This is a genomic window from Streptomyces prunicolor (genome assembly GCF_045162825.1).
Taxonomy (GTDB): Bacteria; Actinomycetota; Actinomycetes; order Streptomycetales; family Streptomycetaceae; genus Streptomyces; species Streptomyces prunicolor.
In genome coordinates this window covers 6,482,288-6,495,887 of sequence record NZ_CP108676.1, presented here as the reverse complement: position 1 = coordinate 6,495,887, position 13,600 = coordinate 6,482,288, and the positions used below count along the sequence as shown (strand labels likewise).

At 66.5% G+C, this 13,600-nt stretch carries 15 protein-coding genes and 1 pseudogene; 2 read left to right on the top strand and 14 right to left on the bottom strand.

Annotated elements, in window-relative coordinates; translation table 11 throughout:
* Window positions 1-34: 34 nt before the first annotated feature.
* The 10 genes and pseudogenes from OG588_RS29875 to OG588_RS29830 form a co-directional block, all read right to left on the bottom strand.
* Window positions 35-415: a hypothetical protein gene (locus OG588_RS29875; RefSeq protein ID WP_405949977.1), complete on the bottom strand. Its 381-nt coding sequence runs from the start codon at window positions 413-415 to the stop codon at window positions 35-37.
* Window positions 416-470: 55 nt separating this feature from the next.
* Window positions 471-3,590 (bottom strand): annotated as a pseudogene (locus OG588_RS29870) (glycosyl hydrolase 115 family protein).
* Between the two features lie 181 nt (window positions 3,591-3,771).
* Window positions 3,772-4,965, bottom strand: a complete 1,194-nt coding sequence (tuf, locus tag OG588_RS29865) for an elongation factor Tu (RefSeq protein WP_019055493.1) — start codon at window positions 4,963-4,965, stop codon at window positions 3,772-3,774.
* A 143-nt stretch (window positions 4,966-5,108) separates the two neighbouring features.
* On the bottom strand, window positions 5,109-7,238 hold the full coding sequence (gene fusA, locus OG588_RS29860) for an elongation factor G (protein ID WP_366489151.1): 2,130 nt from the start codon (window positions 7,236-7,238) through the stop codon (window positions 5,109-5,111).
* A 39-nt stretch (window positions 7,239-7,277) separates the two neighbouring features.
* The gene (rpsG, locus tag OG588_RS29855) at window positions 7,278-7,748 is read right to left on the bottom strand and encodes a 30S ribosomal protein S7 (protein ID WP_005481264.1); all 471 of its coding nucleotides are present in this window, start codon (window positions 7,746-7,748) and stop codon (window positions 7,278-7,280) included.
* A gap of 3 nt (window positions 7,749-7,751) precedes the next feature.
* Window positions 7,752-8,123 carry a 30S ribosomal protein S12 gene (gene rpsL, locus OG588_RS29850; protein WP_003948652.1) on the bottom strand — a complete coding sequence of 124 codons (372 nt, stop codon included), beginning with the start codon at window positions 8,121-8,123 and terminating at the stop codon, window positions 7,752-7,754.
* Window positions 8,124-8,478: 355 nt separating this feature from the next.
* Window positions 8,479-9,036, bottom strand: a complete 558-nt coding sequence (locus tag OG588_RS29845) for a DUF1707 and DUF4190 domain-containing protein (RefSeq protein ID WP_405949976.1) — start codon at window positions 9,034-9,036, stop codon at window positions 8,479-8,481.
* A 136-nt stretch (window positions 9,037-9,172) separates the two neighbouring features.
* The gene (locus tag OG588_RS29840) at window positions 9,173-9,364 is read right to left on the bottom strand and encodes a hypothetical protein (RefSeq protein ID WP_405949975.1); all 192 of its coding nucleotides are present in this window, start codon (window positions 9,362-9,364) and stop codon (window positions 9,173-9,175) included.
* Window positions 9,361-9,555, bottom strand: coding sequence for a hypothetical protein (locus OG588_RS29835; RefSeq protein WP_405953422.1), 195 nt, complete (start codon window positions 9,553-9,555; stop codon window positions 9,361-9,363). The genes OG588_RS29840 and OG588_RS29835 overlap by 4 nt, the downstream gene beginning before the upstream one ends.
* Before the next feature lie 142 nt (window positions 9,556-9,697).
* Window positions 9,698-10,153, bottom strand: a complete 456-nt coding sequence (locus tag OG588_RS29830) for an ATP-binding protein (RefSeq protein WP_405949974.1) — start codon at window positions 10,151-10,153, stop codon at window positions 9,698-9,700.
* Window positions 10,154-10,352: 199 nt separating this feature from the next.
* On the opposite strand from OG588_RS29830, the gene OG588_RS29825 reads away from it, so the two are divergent.
* Both OG588_RS29825 and OG588_RS29820 read left to right on the top strand, forming a co-directional pair.
* Window positions 10,353-11,204, top strand: a complete 852-nt coding sequence (locus OG588_RS29825; protein ID WP_405949973.1) for a helix-turn-helix domain-containing protein — start codon at window positions 10,353-10,355, stop codon at window positions 11,202-11,204.
* A 14-nt stretch (window positions 11,205-11,218) separates the two neighbouring features.
* Complete coding sequence (locus OG588_RS29820; RefSeq protein ID WP_405949972.1) at window positions 11,219-11,413, top strand: DUF397 domain-containing protein; 195 nt, start codon at window positions 11,219-11,221, stop codon at window positions 11,411-11,413.
* A gap of 119 nt (window positions 11,414-11,532) precedes the next feature.
* Here the strand turns inward: OG588_RS29820 and OG588_RS29815 are convergent, their stop codons facing one another.
* From OG588_RS29815 to OG588_RS29800, 4 genes are all read right to left on the bottom strand, one after another.
* Window positions 11,533-11,961, bottom strand: a complete 429-nt coding sequence (locus OG588_RS29815; protein ID WP_405949971.1) for a hypothetical protein — start codon at window positions 11,959-11,961, stop codon at window positions 11,533-11,535.
* A 23-nt stretch (window positions 11,962-11,984) separates the two neighbouring features.
* Window positions 11,985-12,413: a hypothetical protein gene (locus tag OG588_RS29810; protein WP_405949970.1), complete on the bottom strand. Its 429-nt coding sequence runs from the start codon at window positions 12,411-12,413 to the stop codon at window positions 11,985-11,987.
* Between the two features lie 159 nt (window positions 12,414-12,572).
* A complete protein-coding gene (locus OG588_RS29805; RefSeq protein WP_405949969.1) occupies window positions 12,573-13,010 on the bottom strand; it encodes a hypothetical protein in 438 nt (145 codons plus the stop codon).
* Between the two features lie 152 nt (window positions 13,011-13,162).
* Window positions 13,163-13,540 (bottom strand): hypothetical protein, encoded by a 378-nt coding sequence (locus tag OG588_RS29800; RefSeq protein ID WP_405949968.1) that lies wholly within the window; start codon window positions 13,538-13,540, stop codon window positions 13,163-13,165.
* Window positions 13,541-13,600: the final 60 nt, after the last annotated feature.

Below are 13,600 nucleotides of genomic sequence, written 5' to 3'. Positions count from 1 at the left end.
CCAATGACTCCGCTGACCCAACAGCCCGTTGACGTCAGAGCATGTCCAACGCGGACTGCTCCCGCAGTTTCGACCCCGCCGCCAGATCCGTACTCGTCAGCACCGCGCTCCCACTCCGCAACGCGCCCTTCTCCGCACCCAGCCGGTCCATCAGGTTCCTCACCTGGTCCACCCACGCCCCGTGCGCCTTCTTCAGGGCCCCCGAAGTCACCCACCCCTCCCCGTCCTTCGCGGCGAACTCCCGTACAGCGGCACCGTTCTCGTCGTCCACCCAACGCCCCGCCGTACGCGTACCGGGCTCGATGTGATCCTCGATCGCCCGCGCCGCCGCCCGCTTCTCACCCGGCGAGGAGGCAAGATCCTTCCTCGGCGCCGAAACGCCCAACTCCCCCGGCACACCCCCCACATCCGACACCCGCAGCGCACCCGACCCACTCGACCCGTTCCACGCACCCACTGAAGTCCCCTCGCTACACCCGCCGACTCTCCAACGGCCCCAGGTACAGCGCCGGCAGACCCCCCGTGTCGATCACGAGCCGCTGCAGCACCACCGTCGGGTCCACCATCCAGAACCTCAACCGGTGAACCCCGGCCTTCGTCACGGAGTGTTTCGTCGCCGTCGCGTTGACGTTGTCGGAGGTGTTGCGGGCCCACAGCGCGTTCAACAGCCCGTCATCTGCACCGACGTTGATGTCGACGGTCTCGATCGGCCCGGCGTCGAGCGAGACGCCGTAGCGCAGACCGCCCGTAGGCAACGCAGGGTTACGAGGGGACAGATACGCCCACACCGTCACCTCACCCCCGGAAGGCACCGACACCAGACTCACCTCGTACTCCAACCGCGGCGAATCCACCCCACCCGGCGTCTGCCTGGGCAGCGTCACCGGCCACGGCGTCATCCCCGCCCCGGTACGCCCCGTACGCCCGATGCCGTCGATACGACGCCACCCACCGACCGCCCGGTCGTAGTGCTCCCCGTCGATCGCCACGTACCCGCCCGCCTCCACGAACCCCCGCAGCCCCCGCCCCGCCGGCGTCTCCGCCACGCAGGAGACAGTGACCGACTCCCCCGCACCGTGCACCGTCAACGACCCCCGCGCACCCGAACCACCCCAACTCCCCGGCACCCGAGCCCAGTTCACCCCCACCTCCACCCGCACCTGCCGCTCGACCCGCCCCCGCGGCCGATCCACCACCAACCACGGCACCGACACCTCAATCCGGTAATCGAAGGCCGTACGCCCCCGGTTGAAGACCTCGACATACTGCTGCGGCCGCGTCTGATACGGACTGAAGGCAGGCAGTACGGCCGCACCCGCACCCGCACCCGCACCCGCACCCGCACCCGCACCCGCACCACCAGGCCACGCGTCCTCCGAACCATCCACCGCCACCCCCAACCCCACCCCCACCCCCACCGGCACCGCAATCCGCCGCACAGCCGGGAACAACACATCCGGCAACGCCACGTTGTCCCTCTCCGGCTGCTGCCACCCGGCATTCGGCCCGTACCGCTCCACATCCCCGTAGTCGATGTGCGGCTGCGTCTGGAAACCGGCCCACTTCCCGCCCGCCACCGCCGAGTTGAAGCGCTCGGCCAACGCGAAGTCCGTCTCCAACCCCACCTCCGCCGCATCCGCGAGGTCGTTCGTCGCGGCCCGACCCTGCGCCGCGTACAGCAGGTTCGTGAACTCGGCCGACCGCAACCCGTACAGGTTGGCCGTGGCCTGCACCTCGTACCCGACGAGTTCGAACCACGCGTCCCGCACCCCATCCGGCAACCGCCGCCCGATCCGCTCGGACCGCCGCCCCAGCTCCCGCCACTCCTCCGTGACCCGCTCCAACTCCCGGTGCCCGAAGGCGAACGGCGTCTGCTGATCGTCGTAGACCACCTGGCCGTCGACGAGAGTGATCCGCCGGTTCAGCAGCTCCGGCTTGCGGCGCGCCTGCAACTGCCCGTACGCCGCCAGCACGGAGGCGATCTCCTGCGCCTGCCCCGCCCCGAAGTTCTGCCGCGCGTAACGGAGTTCCCAGCCCGGAAGCTCATCGGCATCCCAACCCTCGGGATTCCAGGCGTAGTTGAGGAAGAACTCGGTCGGCAGCTCGTTCCCCTTCAGGTCGCCCACGTTCGCGACCCACAACCCGCGATTCCCGTACGCGTACGCCGCGTGCAGCTGCTCCCACACGTTCCGCAGGTTCGCCGTGTCCACCCACTTGTAGTTCCGCCCGGCGCCCACGTAGTCGAAGTGGTAGTACAGGCCGTAGCCCCCAGCCCGCTCACCATCCCCGGCATCGGGATGCTTGCGAACGTTCCCCCAGTTGTCATCGGTCAGCACGACCGTCACGTCATCCGGCGCCCTCAACCCCCGGTCCCAGTACCGCTGCACCTCCTTGTACAACGTCTACACCTGCGGAGTCTCCGCCGCCGGCCGCCCCGTCACCTCCTCGATGATCTGCCGCTGCGCCGCGATGATCTCCTGCATCAGTTCGATGCCGTCGCCGTCGGGCAGGCTCGTGTCGCCGTTCCCGCGCATGCCGAGCGTGACGACGCCCTCGAAGCCCTGGTCGACCATCCGCTGCACTCCGGCCCGCCAATAGGCGCGTATCGCCGGGGAGTTGAGCCGGTACGACCACTCCCCCGTCCCGCCGTACGGATCGTGCCCCGGCGTCACGATCGCACCGGAGGAGTCCCGGACGGCGGCCACGGCATGGCGGTTCCACTCCTCGATCCCCCGCATCATCGGCGCCTCGTGCGACGTGCCCATGACAATCCCGTACTTCGCAGCCCGCCGATGGTTCTCCGGGTCGTCCTCGGCGAAGGCCCGGCCCCACACCGCCGGCCAGAGGTAGTTCCCCTTCAGCCGCAGCAACACCTCGAATACCCGGCCGTAGAAGTCCGCGTTGAAGCCGCCCGGATATCCGGGGGCCTTCCCCGGCCCGAAGTACTCCGGCGCCCACGTCCCCAGCGCCGGGTTCTCGTCGTTGATGAAGAAGCCGCGGTATTTCACGACCGGCGTTCCCTGCGAGTACCGCCCCGGCCGCACCCACACCTCGTCCCGCCGCGTCGGCGGCACGTCGTCCCACCAGTACCAGGGCGAGACCCCGATGCCGTACGACACGTCGTACGCACCGAAGATCGTGCCGCGCGGGTCGCTCCCCGCGACGACGAACGCCCGCTCCACACCCGGCATCGGCCGCTCGACCACCGTCTGCAGCGAGGTCTCCCACCGGCCCCGCACCCCGGACACGTCCAGCTTCCCGGCGGCCACCAAACCGTCGATCAGCGCGCTGCGCCCGATCGTGCCGACCAGCACCACCTCACGCGCATCCGCACGCGCGAGCGTGCTGCCAGGGCGGACGCCGGTGACGCGTTCGATGTCGTCCCTCAGGTCCCCTGCTACCCGTACGACTCCGGGGTGATCGTCAGGGTCCACCACGACCGGTGCGCCTACGAGGGGGAACGCACCCGTCGTACGCGAGAAGGAGATGTACGCACCGGCATCGACAGGTCGCGGGACCCTCGACGCCAGCACCGGCACCGCGGCAACTCCCGCCCCCAGAACGGCCCTTCGACTGACGGACGCAGACATGGCACACCCCTCCACACCTAATTTGGTCAGCGGCATGACAAATGGTGGGACGACTGGAGGGAGGGGACAACGGGTCGTACCCGCCGAATAGTTTCGTAACAGCAGCCGGGGAACAGCAGAGGGGCCCGTACGACCGAAGTCGTACGGGCCCCTCTGGAAAAGCTACCTGGTCAGATCAAGACTACTTGTTGATCTTGGTGACCTGGCCGGCGCCCACCGTGCGGCCACCCTCACGGATGGCGAACTTCAGGCCCTCTTCCATGGCGACGGGCTGGATGAGCGAAACCGTCATCTCAGTGTTGTCGCCCGGCATGACCATCTCGGTGCCCTCGGGGAGGGTCACGACGCCGGTCACGTCCGTGGTGCGGAAGTAGAACTGGGGACGGTAGTTGTTGAAGAACGGCGTGTGACGGCCACCCTCGTCCTTGGACAGGATGTACGCCTGGGCCTCGAACTCCGTGTGCGGGGTGACCGAGCCGGGCTTGATGATGACCTGGCCGCGCTCGACGTCCTCGCGCTTGATGCCACGGAGGAGCAGGCCGACGTTCTCGCCCGCCTGGCCCTCGTCGAGCAGCTTGCGGAACATCTCGATGCCGGTGACCGTGGTGGTGGTCTTCTCCTGCTTGATGCCGATGATGTCAACGGTCTCGTTGACCTTCAGGACACCACGCTCGATACGGCCGGTGACGACCGTACCGCGACCGGTGATCGTGAAGACGTCCTCGACGGGCATGAGGAACGGCTTCTCGGTGTCACGCGGCGGGGTCGGGATCGCCTCGTCGACGGCGGCCATCAGGTCGAGGACCGTCTGGCCCCACTCCTTGTCGCCCTCGAGCGCCTTGAGCGCCGAGACCTTGACGACCGGCAGGTCGTCGCCCGGGAACTCGTACTCGGAGAGGAGCTCACGGACCTCGAGCTCGACGAGCTCCAGGATCTCCTCGTCGTCCACCATGTCGGCCTTGTTCAGGGCGACGACGATGTACGGAACGCCGACCTGGCGGGCCAGGAGCACGTGCTCCTTGGTCTGCGGCATCGGGCCGTCGGTGGCCGCGACCACGAGGATCGCGCCGTCCATCTGCGCGGCACCCGTGATCATGTTCTTGATGTAGTCCGCGTGACCGGGGCAGTCGACGTGGGCGTAGTGACGCGTCTCGGTCTGGTACTCGACGTGCGCGATCGAGATCGTGATACCGCGCTGGCGCTCCTCAGGAGCCTTGTCGATCTGGTCGAAGGCCGAGGCCTCGTTCAGGTCCGGGTACGCGTCGTGCAGCACCTTGGTAATGGCGGCCGTGAGGGTCGTCTTACCGTGGTCGATGTGACCGATGGTGCCGATGTTGACGTGCGGCTTAGTCCGCTCGAACTTTGCCTTCGCCACTGGGGTCCTCCTGCGGAGTGGTTCTGGTACGCCTTACTCATCGGCGCCAGGTGATCTTTGCTGGGATGCCGTCCGCCGGGGTCTGCCCTCCCGGGTGAGCCCCGGCGGTCGGTGTCAAGCCTAAAGCGTGCAAACGGTGTGTGTTACTCGCCCTTGGCCTTCGCGATGATCTCCTCGGCGACGTTCCGGGGAACCTCGGCGTAGGAGTCGAACTGCATCGAGTAGCTTGCGCGACCCGAGGTCTTGCTGCGGAGGTCGCCGACGTAGCCGAACATCTCCGAGAGGGGCACGAGGCCCTTCACGACACGTGCACCGGCACGCTCCTCCATGGCCTGGATCTGACCACGGCGGGAGTTGATGTCGCCGATGACCTCACCCATGTAGTCCTCGGGCGTGGTGACCTCGACGGCCATCATCGGCTCAAGGAGCACGGGGCTGGCCTTGCGGGCGGCCTCCTTGAAGGCCTGCGATCCGGCGATCTTGAAGGCGAGCTCGGAGGAGTCGACCTCGTGGTAAGCACCGTCGAGAAGCGTGATGCGGACACCCGTCATCTCGTACCCGGCGAGGATGCCGAACTGCATGGCCTCCTGCGCACCGGCGTCCACCGACGGGATGTACTCCCGCGGGATACGGCCACCGGTGACCTTGTTCACGAACTCGTACGCCGGGCCGTCCGACTCGGTGATCGGCTCGATCGCGATCTGCACCTTGGCGAACTGACCGGTACCACCGGTCTGCTTCTTGTGGGTGTAGTCCACGCGCTCGACGGCCTTACGGATCGTCTCACGGTACGCGACCTGCGGCTTGCCGACGTTGGCCTCGACCTTGAACTCGCGCTTCATACGGTCGACCAGCACCTCGAGGTGCAGCTCGCCCATACCGCCGAGGATGGTCTGGCCGGTCTCCTCGTCCGAGTGAACGTGGAAGGAGGGGTCCTCCTCCGCGAGACGCTGGATGGCAATACCCAGCTTCTCCTGGTCACCCTTGGACTTGGGCTCGATGGCGACCTGAATGACCGGCGCCGGGAAGTCCATGGACTCCAGGATGACCGGGTTCTTGTCGTCACACAGCGTCTCACCGGTGGTGGTCTGCTTCAGGCCCATGACGGCGACGATGTCGCCGGCGCCCACCGCCTCGATCTCCTCACGCTTGTTCGCGTGCATGCGGTAGATCTTGCCGATGCGCTCCTTCTTGCCCTTGACGGAGTTCAGCACCGCGGTGCCAGTCTCCAGGCGGCCCGAGTAGACCCGGACGAAGGTGAGCTTGCCCAGGTGCGGGTCGCTCATGATCTTGAACGCGAGCGCGGACAGCGGCTCGTCCACGGACGGCTTGCGCTTGACGACGACCTCGGGGTCCTTGACGTCGTGGCCTTCGATGGCCTCGACGTCCAGGGGGGTCGGCAGGTAGCGCACGACCGCGTCGAGCAGGGGCTGGACGCCCTTGTTCTTGAACGCGGTGCCACAGAACACCGGGGTGACCGTGATGCCGTTGGACTTGCCGGACGCGATGGTGACGCGACGGATCGCGGCGTACAGCTGCTCCTCGGTGGGCTCGATGCCCTCCAGGAACAGCTCCATGATGTCGTCGTCGTTCTCGGCGACGGCCTCGACCAGCTTGCCGCGGTACTCCTCGGCGGCCTCGGCGTGCGTGGCCGGGATGTCGACGACGTCGTACATCTCGCCCTTGGCAGCCTCGGCGGACCACACGAGCGCCTTCATGCGGACCAGGTCCACAACGCCCTTGAAGTCCATCTCGGCACCGATCGGAAGCTGCATGATCAGCGGTACCGCACCGAGGCGGTCCTTGATCATGTCGACGCAACGGTGGAACTCCGCGCCGGTCCGGTCGAGCTTGTTCACGAAGCAGATGCGCGGGACGCCGTAACGGTCGGCCTGACGCCACACCGTCTCGGACTGCGGCTCGACACCGGCGACACCGTCGAACACCGTGACGGCACCGTCGAGGACGCGCAGCGAACGCTCCACCTCGACCGTGAAGTCGACGTGCCCCGGGGTGTCGATGATGTTGATGGTGTAGTCGTCGTCCTCGAGCGGCCAGTGACAGGTGGTGGCAGCAGAGGTGATCGTGATGCCACGCTCCTGCTCCTGCTCCATCCAGTCCATGGTGGCAGCGCCGTCGTGGACTTCACCGATCTTGTAGCTGACGCCGGTGTAGAAGAGGATCCGCTCAGTGGTGGTCGTCTTGCCCGCGTCGATGTGAGCCATGATCCCGATGTTGCGGACCCTGGCCAGGTCAAGTGAAGTGGTAGCCATAAGGCTTCGGTCTTCTCTCGGTCTCGTCGTGGGTAGCGACTACCAGCGGTAGTGCGCGAAGGCCTTGTTGGACTCGGCCATCTTGTGGGTGTCCTCGCGCTTCTTGACGGCCGCACCGAGGCCGTTCGAAGCGTCCAGAAGCTCGTTGAGCAGACGCTCGGTCATGGTCTTCTCGCGACGGGCGCGGGAGTAACCGACCAGCCAGCGCAGCGCGAGCGTGTTGGCGCGACCGGGCTTGACCTCGATCGGAACCTGGTACGTCGCACCGCCGACTCGGCGGGACTTGACCTCAAGCGTGGGCTTGATGTTCTCCAGCGCGCGCTTCAGCGTGATGACCGGGTCGTTGCTGGTCTTCTCGCGCAGGCCCTCCATGGCGCCGTACACGATGCGCTCGGCGGTGGAGCGCTTGCCGTTCAGCAGCACCTTGTTGATCAGGGAGGTGACAAGAGGAGAACCGTAGACCGGGTCGATGATGACCGGGCGCTTCGGGGCGGGGCCCTTACGAGGCATTTTCTACTTCTCCTTCTTGGCGCCGTAGCGGCTGCGGGCCTGCTTGCGGTTCTTGACACCCTGGGTGTCGAGCGAACCGCGGATGATCTTGTAGCGAACACCGGGCAGGTCCTTCACACGACCGCCACGCACGAGCACGATGGAGTGCTCCTGCAGGTTGTGTCCCTCACCCGGAATGTAAGCGGTGACTTCGATCCCGCTGGTCAGACGCACACGCGCGACCTTACGCAGGGCCGAGTTCGGCTTCTTCGGGGTGGTCGTGAACACACGCGTGCAGACGCCACGACGCTGGGGCGAACCCTCGAGTGCGGGCGTCTTGTTCTTCTCGACCTTGTCCTGCCGGCCCTTCCGGACCAGCTGCTGGATCGTAGGCACTACTTCTCCGGTTTCTGTGTGCCGATGGTGAAGCTAACCTGGAACGTCGCCGACCCACGCGGTCGGGTGTGTCGAATCCCGCAGACTTTCGCCGGTGAGCAAAAGGGGCGCAGATTGCGGTGGCCAGTGTCGGCTCCCTTAGTGCGGTTCAAGGCACGCACGGGAGCCAGGGCACACCCCAGGCACAAGGTAGGAGCGTACCTACCTCATTCGCTGCGGTCAAAACAAATGGGTGCCACCCACGGCTCGACACGCAAGATGCCGAAGCCGCGCCCCGTCCGCGATCTTCGAATCTACGGCGACTCCGCCGCTCCGAGCTCTCCGCTCCAGGGTACGGAACCCCCGGCCACAGCCCTCAGGTCGAGCTCGCCGCCGCCGCGATCAGCAGCAGCATCATCAGCGCCCAGCCCGTGACCGCGAGCCAGCCGAAGACCAGGCCGGTCAGCGCGAGGCCGTCGCCGCCCTCGTCGGTTCGCTGTATCTCGGCGCGGGCGGTGTGGCCGAGGATCACCGCGGGGATGCCGGTGAGGCCCAGCGTCGGCACGACGAGAAGGCCGCAGACCAGCGAGCCGACCGCCTTGCCGTTGGTCGGCGGCACCCGGGGCGGCAGGAACGTCGGCGGCACCGGCCGGAAACCCGGCGGCGGTCCCTGGAGGACGGGCGTCACCTGTGGGCCCTGGGGCAGATCGGCGACCAGCAGCATCAACTCGCCCACCGTACGGGCGTCGTAGGCCCGGGCGACCCGCTTCTCCAGCTCGTCCTCCCGCAGCCGCCCCTCGGCGAAGCCGGCCCGGAGCACGTCCACCGCCCGCTCCCGGTCGGCGGTCGCGGCCAGCATCGACGCCCCGGCCTGGGCCGGCGACGGCTGGTGCGGTCCTGGCCACTGCCCCTGCCACGGTGTCGGGTACGACACGGAACACCTCCCCCGGCGCCGGAGACCGAATGCCTCCATGATGCTCCAACGCATCGAAAACGGCACGGGTTCCCCACAGGGACCGCAAGAGGTCGGCCACCCCGCCCGCGTATAGAGGGGAGCGGGGTGGCCGGTGTCAGCGGGAGCGGCGGGTGGTGCGTTCCGCGGCGAACACGTCCTCCAGCCGGAACAGTTGTGACCGCCCCGCCCTGCCGACCGGCGTCAGGCGCCCGAGCTGGACCCACTTGCGGATGGTGGCCGGGGCGACCCCGGCCTCCTGCGCGGCGAGCGGTCCGGGGATCAGCATCGGCGCTTCGGTCCTCGTCATCGGCTCCACTCCCCCTCGTCCCAGCGGTGCCGGTAGGCCGGGTCGTCGTGGCAGCCGCAGTCCGGCGCCGGGCAACGGCACGCGGGGTTCACACAGAGCACGGCCCCGCGCTCCGGGAACGCCCGCAACGAGACCGAGTCGCACACCAGGAGCGCCACGATCTGGCTGCTCGTCCCCTGGGTCAGCGGCAAGCTTCAGGGCGGTTTCCACGTCGACGACTTCCCAACTGCCTTGCTGGGCGGCCTCATTGTCCGCGCGTCCGTCTTCGTACTGCCGGTCCTCGGCCCACGGCCGGTCGACCAGGCGCCGTAGCGACACGGCCGTGACCGCCCCTCAGCGGGACCGGTGAGGAGAAGGGTCCGGATCCGCCGATCTCGTAGGGGCGGTTCCGGATCCGCACCCGAGCCCGAAGGTGCACCACACCTGCTTCTCGTCGAACCCCGTACGGCGCCACCCCCACCGCCGCGCCAACGCCTCGACGAGCCGCAGCGCCCGCCCGCCCTCGTCCAACAGGTCAGCGCGCGCGGGCAGTCCGGGCACGAGCGCGGGGGCCTGGTCGGTCACCATCACCCGCAGAAACGGCGGAGCGAACTGCCGCCCGACCCCGAGGGTCAGCCCCAACCCGGCGAGCCCGCCACCGTGCCGTACGGCATTCGTGCACAGCTCCCCCACGGCAAGCTCGACGGAGTCGGCCAACTCGCCCAGTTTCCAGTGCTGTTGAAGCCAGACGCGGGTGCGGTGCCGGGCCTCGGCGACGGGGCGGAGGGGGTCGAGGGCGGAGGTGCCCAACCGACGCGGGTGGGGGTGGTGTTGAAGGGCGGGAGATCCATCGTTCACCTCGCGGGGAGTCGATGAGTGGCTTGCGCCATACCGTAGCGGCGATTTCCAACCCGTGAGACCAAATTAACCCCAACAGGTTGAATTTTGGTGTTCGATGGACGGGCCCGACACCGGTGGGCACACTGTGCGCGAGCGAGGAAAGGACGACATGGCACCGAGGCAGACCCCGACAGTCCGGCAACGCCGTTTCGGCGCCGAGCTACGACGGTTGCGCGAGGCCACCGGCATGTCCGCGCCGCGAGCCGCCGAACTCCTCGGCACGGACCGCACCACGATCTCCAACACGGAGGCGGGCCGCTTCGGCATCAGCGAGCAGCGCCTACGGCGTCTGGCCGCCATCTACGAGTGCGACGACCCGACGCTGATCGACGCGCTGGCCTCGATGACGGGCGGGCGCAGCGGAGGCTGGTGGGACGAGTACCGGGGCAAGGTGCCGCCCGACTTCCTGGACCTGGCCGAACTGGAGCACCACGCGGCGTCGCTGCGCACGCTCCAGACCGCCCATCTGCCGGGCATGTTCCAGGTCGAGGACCATGCACGCGCGCTCTTCGACCTGTTCATCCCGGCGCTGCCGCGCCTGGAGGTGGAACTGCGCATCGCCCAACGCCTCGCCCGTCACTCGGTGATCACCAAACAGCCCCCGGTGCGGTACCAGGGCGTGATTCACGAGGCCGCGCTCCGTATGCGGGTGGGCGGCCGGCAGGTGGCCCGCGCACAGCTCAACCACCTGCTCTCGGAGAGCGAGCGGGACAACGTCACACTCCTCGTGATCCCGTTCAGCGCGGGCGGGTTCCCCATGGCGGGCGACTCCGTGCTCTACGTCGCAGCCGACAGCCCTCACCTGGACACGGTCCAGTTGGACTCACCCACCGGGGCCGTCTTCTTCGATGCCCCCGCCCAACTGGCCAACTTCCGGCGCCGTGTGGACGCGGTCGAACAAGTAGCGTTGAATCGCAGCCAGTCGAGGGACGCCATCCTCGACATCATCAAAGAGCTGTAAGAGGAAGAGCCGCCGTGCCCGAGTTGAAGTGGATCAAGTCCTCGTACTCCGAGGCATCCGCCAACAACTGCGTCGAGATGGCGACCGCCGGCCCCCTCATCGCGCTCCGCGACTCGAAGCACCCGGAACTGCCCTGGACCACCGTGAGCCGCGCGGCATGGCTGGAGTTCACCGGCGCCCTGGGAACCGGCGCGCTGCCCGAACGGTGAGCCCTCGGCACCAGGAGGATGTGGCGCGAAAGTGTGACACTCCGCGCCGAAGTGTCCGATTTTCACGGGCAAGGGTCCCGGAGCTCCGGCAAGGCCGCACCGCTCACGTTCGAAGAGCCTCACGCCACGGCACCGATCACGCACAACAGAACCCCCACCCCAAACAGCACCAGTCCTCCCCCTTCCAGCAACAGGACGACCGGCCACTCCTTCTCGAAGTCGAGGTCTTTCCGGAGCCCCGTTCGAGCACGCTTCGGGTTCCGGGCATCGTAGACAGCTGAAACGACCGTGCCCGTCGGCCCCGGAATTCCGGGCAGGTACTCATGGAATTCTGCCTGGACATCCCCCTCAGGCAGGCACACATCGAAGTACATCCGGTTCTTCGACCCGCTCGCGTACTCCTCGCGCCGGAAAACCGCCTCTCCCTCGACGCCGTGATCCCTCAGGGCACGCATGAGGCGATATTCCGCGTAACTCCCCGACTGCGCCAGCAAAGCGAAAACACCGAACAGTGCAAGAACAATTCCCAGACTCAGCAGGATGCTCACTGCGCGCCCACCACCTGACGGCCTCAGTAGAAGAAGATCGCGAGCGCGGCGCCCACGATGATGAGCGTCAATCCCGGAACCCAGAAGAACACCACCATGCCTCGTTCTTCGGAAGAGTCGATTTCCGCGAGACTGCCGGTCTTGGCCCGCTTCGGCTTTCTGCGGTCGTACACCACCGGAACGACCGTGCCCACGGGCCCCCTCGGCTCTGGCCCGACTTCGATGAAGTGTGGCGGTGCGTCCTGGGGCGGGGCTCCCGGGATGCGGATGTGGTAGTAGACGCGATGCCCACTGCTAATCCATTCCTGAAGGTCGGACACCGCCTCCCCTTCGACACCGCGACGCTCAAGATTTCTCAGCTTCATAAACTTCACGAATCCCCCTGAATTCGCGAAACAGAGCAGTGCTCCAATGCCCATCAGGACGAATCCCACACCCGCGATGTCACCCATCGCGTCCTCCTCTGGAGTGTGTACGAGGCTGTCGATTAATCACCTGAACGCCGGGTCGGCCCGGCGCCGGTTGCGCGATGAAGAAATACCAGATCTGCGTCTTTCCCCCCACTCGGCTCGATCGAGAGAATCACTGAAGGTTACGGGGGAAGCGCACAGTCAGACCATCTGAGGCAGCACGACGCCTGCGACAAAAACCACCAGGCCGCTGTAGCCGAAACAGAAAACGGCGATTTTTTCCGCCCTGTAGTCGATGTCTTTCAGAGACCCGGTCTTACCGCGTCGCGGATTGCCTCTGTCATACACAACGGCGACAACGGAACCGAGAACAATCTCGCCTCGCCGAATGTCATCGAACTCGACTTTGGAATCGACTTTTGAATCGGTTCCGTCAACGCTGATTTCGTAAGAAACACGATAGTTCCCCGAGCCGGCGTACTCCTGAGACTTCGCAAGCGCCTCGGTTTCAACGCCGAACCGGGCCAGCCGACGAAGACGGCGATACTTCAGAAATATTCCCACTTGGGAAACGGCGGCAGCAAAACCGACCATCACCATAACGCATGCGGCAACAAAGAGGAACGTCGAGTTTTCCACGGCACCATACCCCATTCATCACATCACAGGCCACCGTTGCAGACCAAAAAGAGTTCACCAATTCGAGCCCGCAGCGCGACAATTCAGTCACACTGCACGCATCGATGGACCGAAAACCCGGGAATCGGCAAGCATCTCGGTTTCGAGAATTATTAGTGAAATACCAGAATGTGCACCAGCCCCAGGCCGATGCACGCGAACCCAGTACCCCAGAACGCCTTCACACCGCCCCACTCGTCGGACAGGTCGATGTCCGCAAGCTTTCCCGTCCTGGCCCGACTCGGTTTCCTGGAGTCATACACCACCGGCACAACCGTACCCACCGGTCCCTGCGGCTCCGGGCCGACCTCGATGAATCGGGGCGGCGCGCTCTGAGGTGCGGCTCCCGGGAGTCGGACGTAGTAGTAGACGCGATGTCCGCTGCTGATCCACTCCTGAAGCTCCGACACCGCTTCGCCCTCAACACCGTGGCGTTTCAGATTACCGAGAACAATCAGGAAAACTCCGGCCATGGCCAGGATTACACTCACCACATCCCTCCTCGACTCGACTCCATAACATTCCAGGTTTCGCAGTTCCAGAATCAAGAA

Coding starts and splice junctions, on each gene's coding strand:
- fusA (WP_366489151.1), bottom strand. CDS start 7,238: ATGGCTACCACTTCACTTGACCTGGCCAGGGTCCGCAACATCGGGATC.
- rpsG (WP_005481264.1), bottom strand. CDS start 7,748: ATGCCTCGTAAGGGCCCCGCCCCGAAGCGCCCGGTCATCATCGACCCG.
- OG588_RS29825 (WP_405949973.1), top strand. CDS start 10,353: ATGGCACCGAGGCAGACCCCGACAGTCCGGCAACGCCGTTTCGGCGCC.
- OG588_RS29810 (WP_405949970.1), bottom strand. CDS start 12,413: ATGGGTGACATCGCGGGTGTGGGATTCGTCCTGATGGGCATTGGAGCA.
- OG588_RS29840 (WP_405949975.1), bottom strand. CDS start 9,364: ATGACGAGGACCGAAGCGCCGATGCTGATCCCCGGACCGCTCGCCGCG.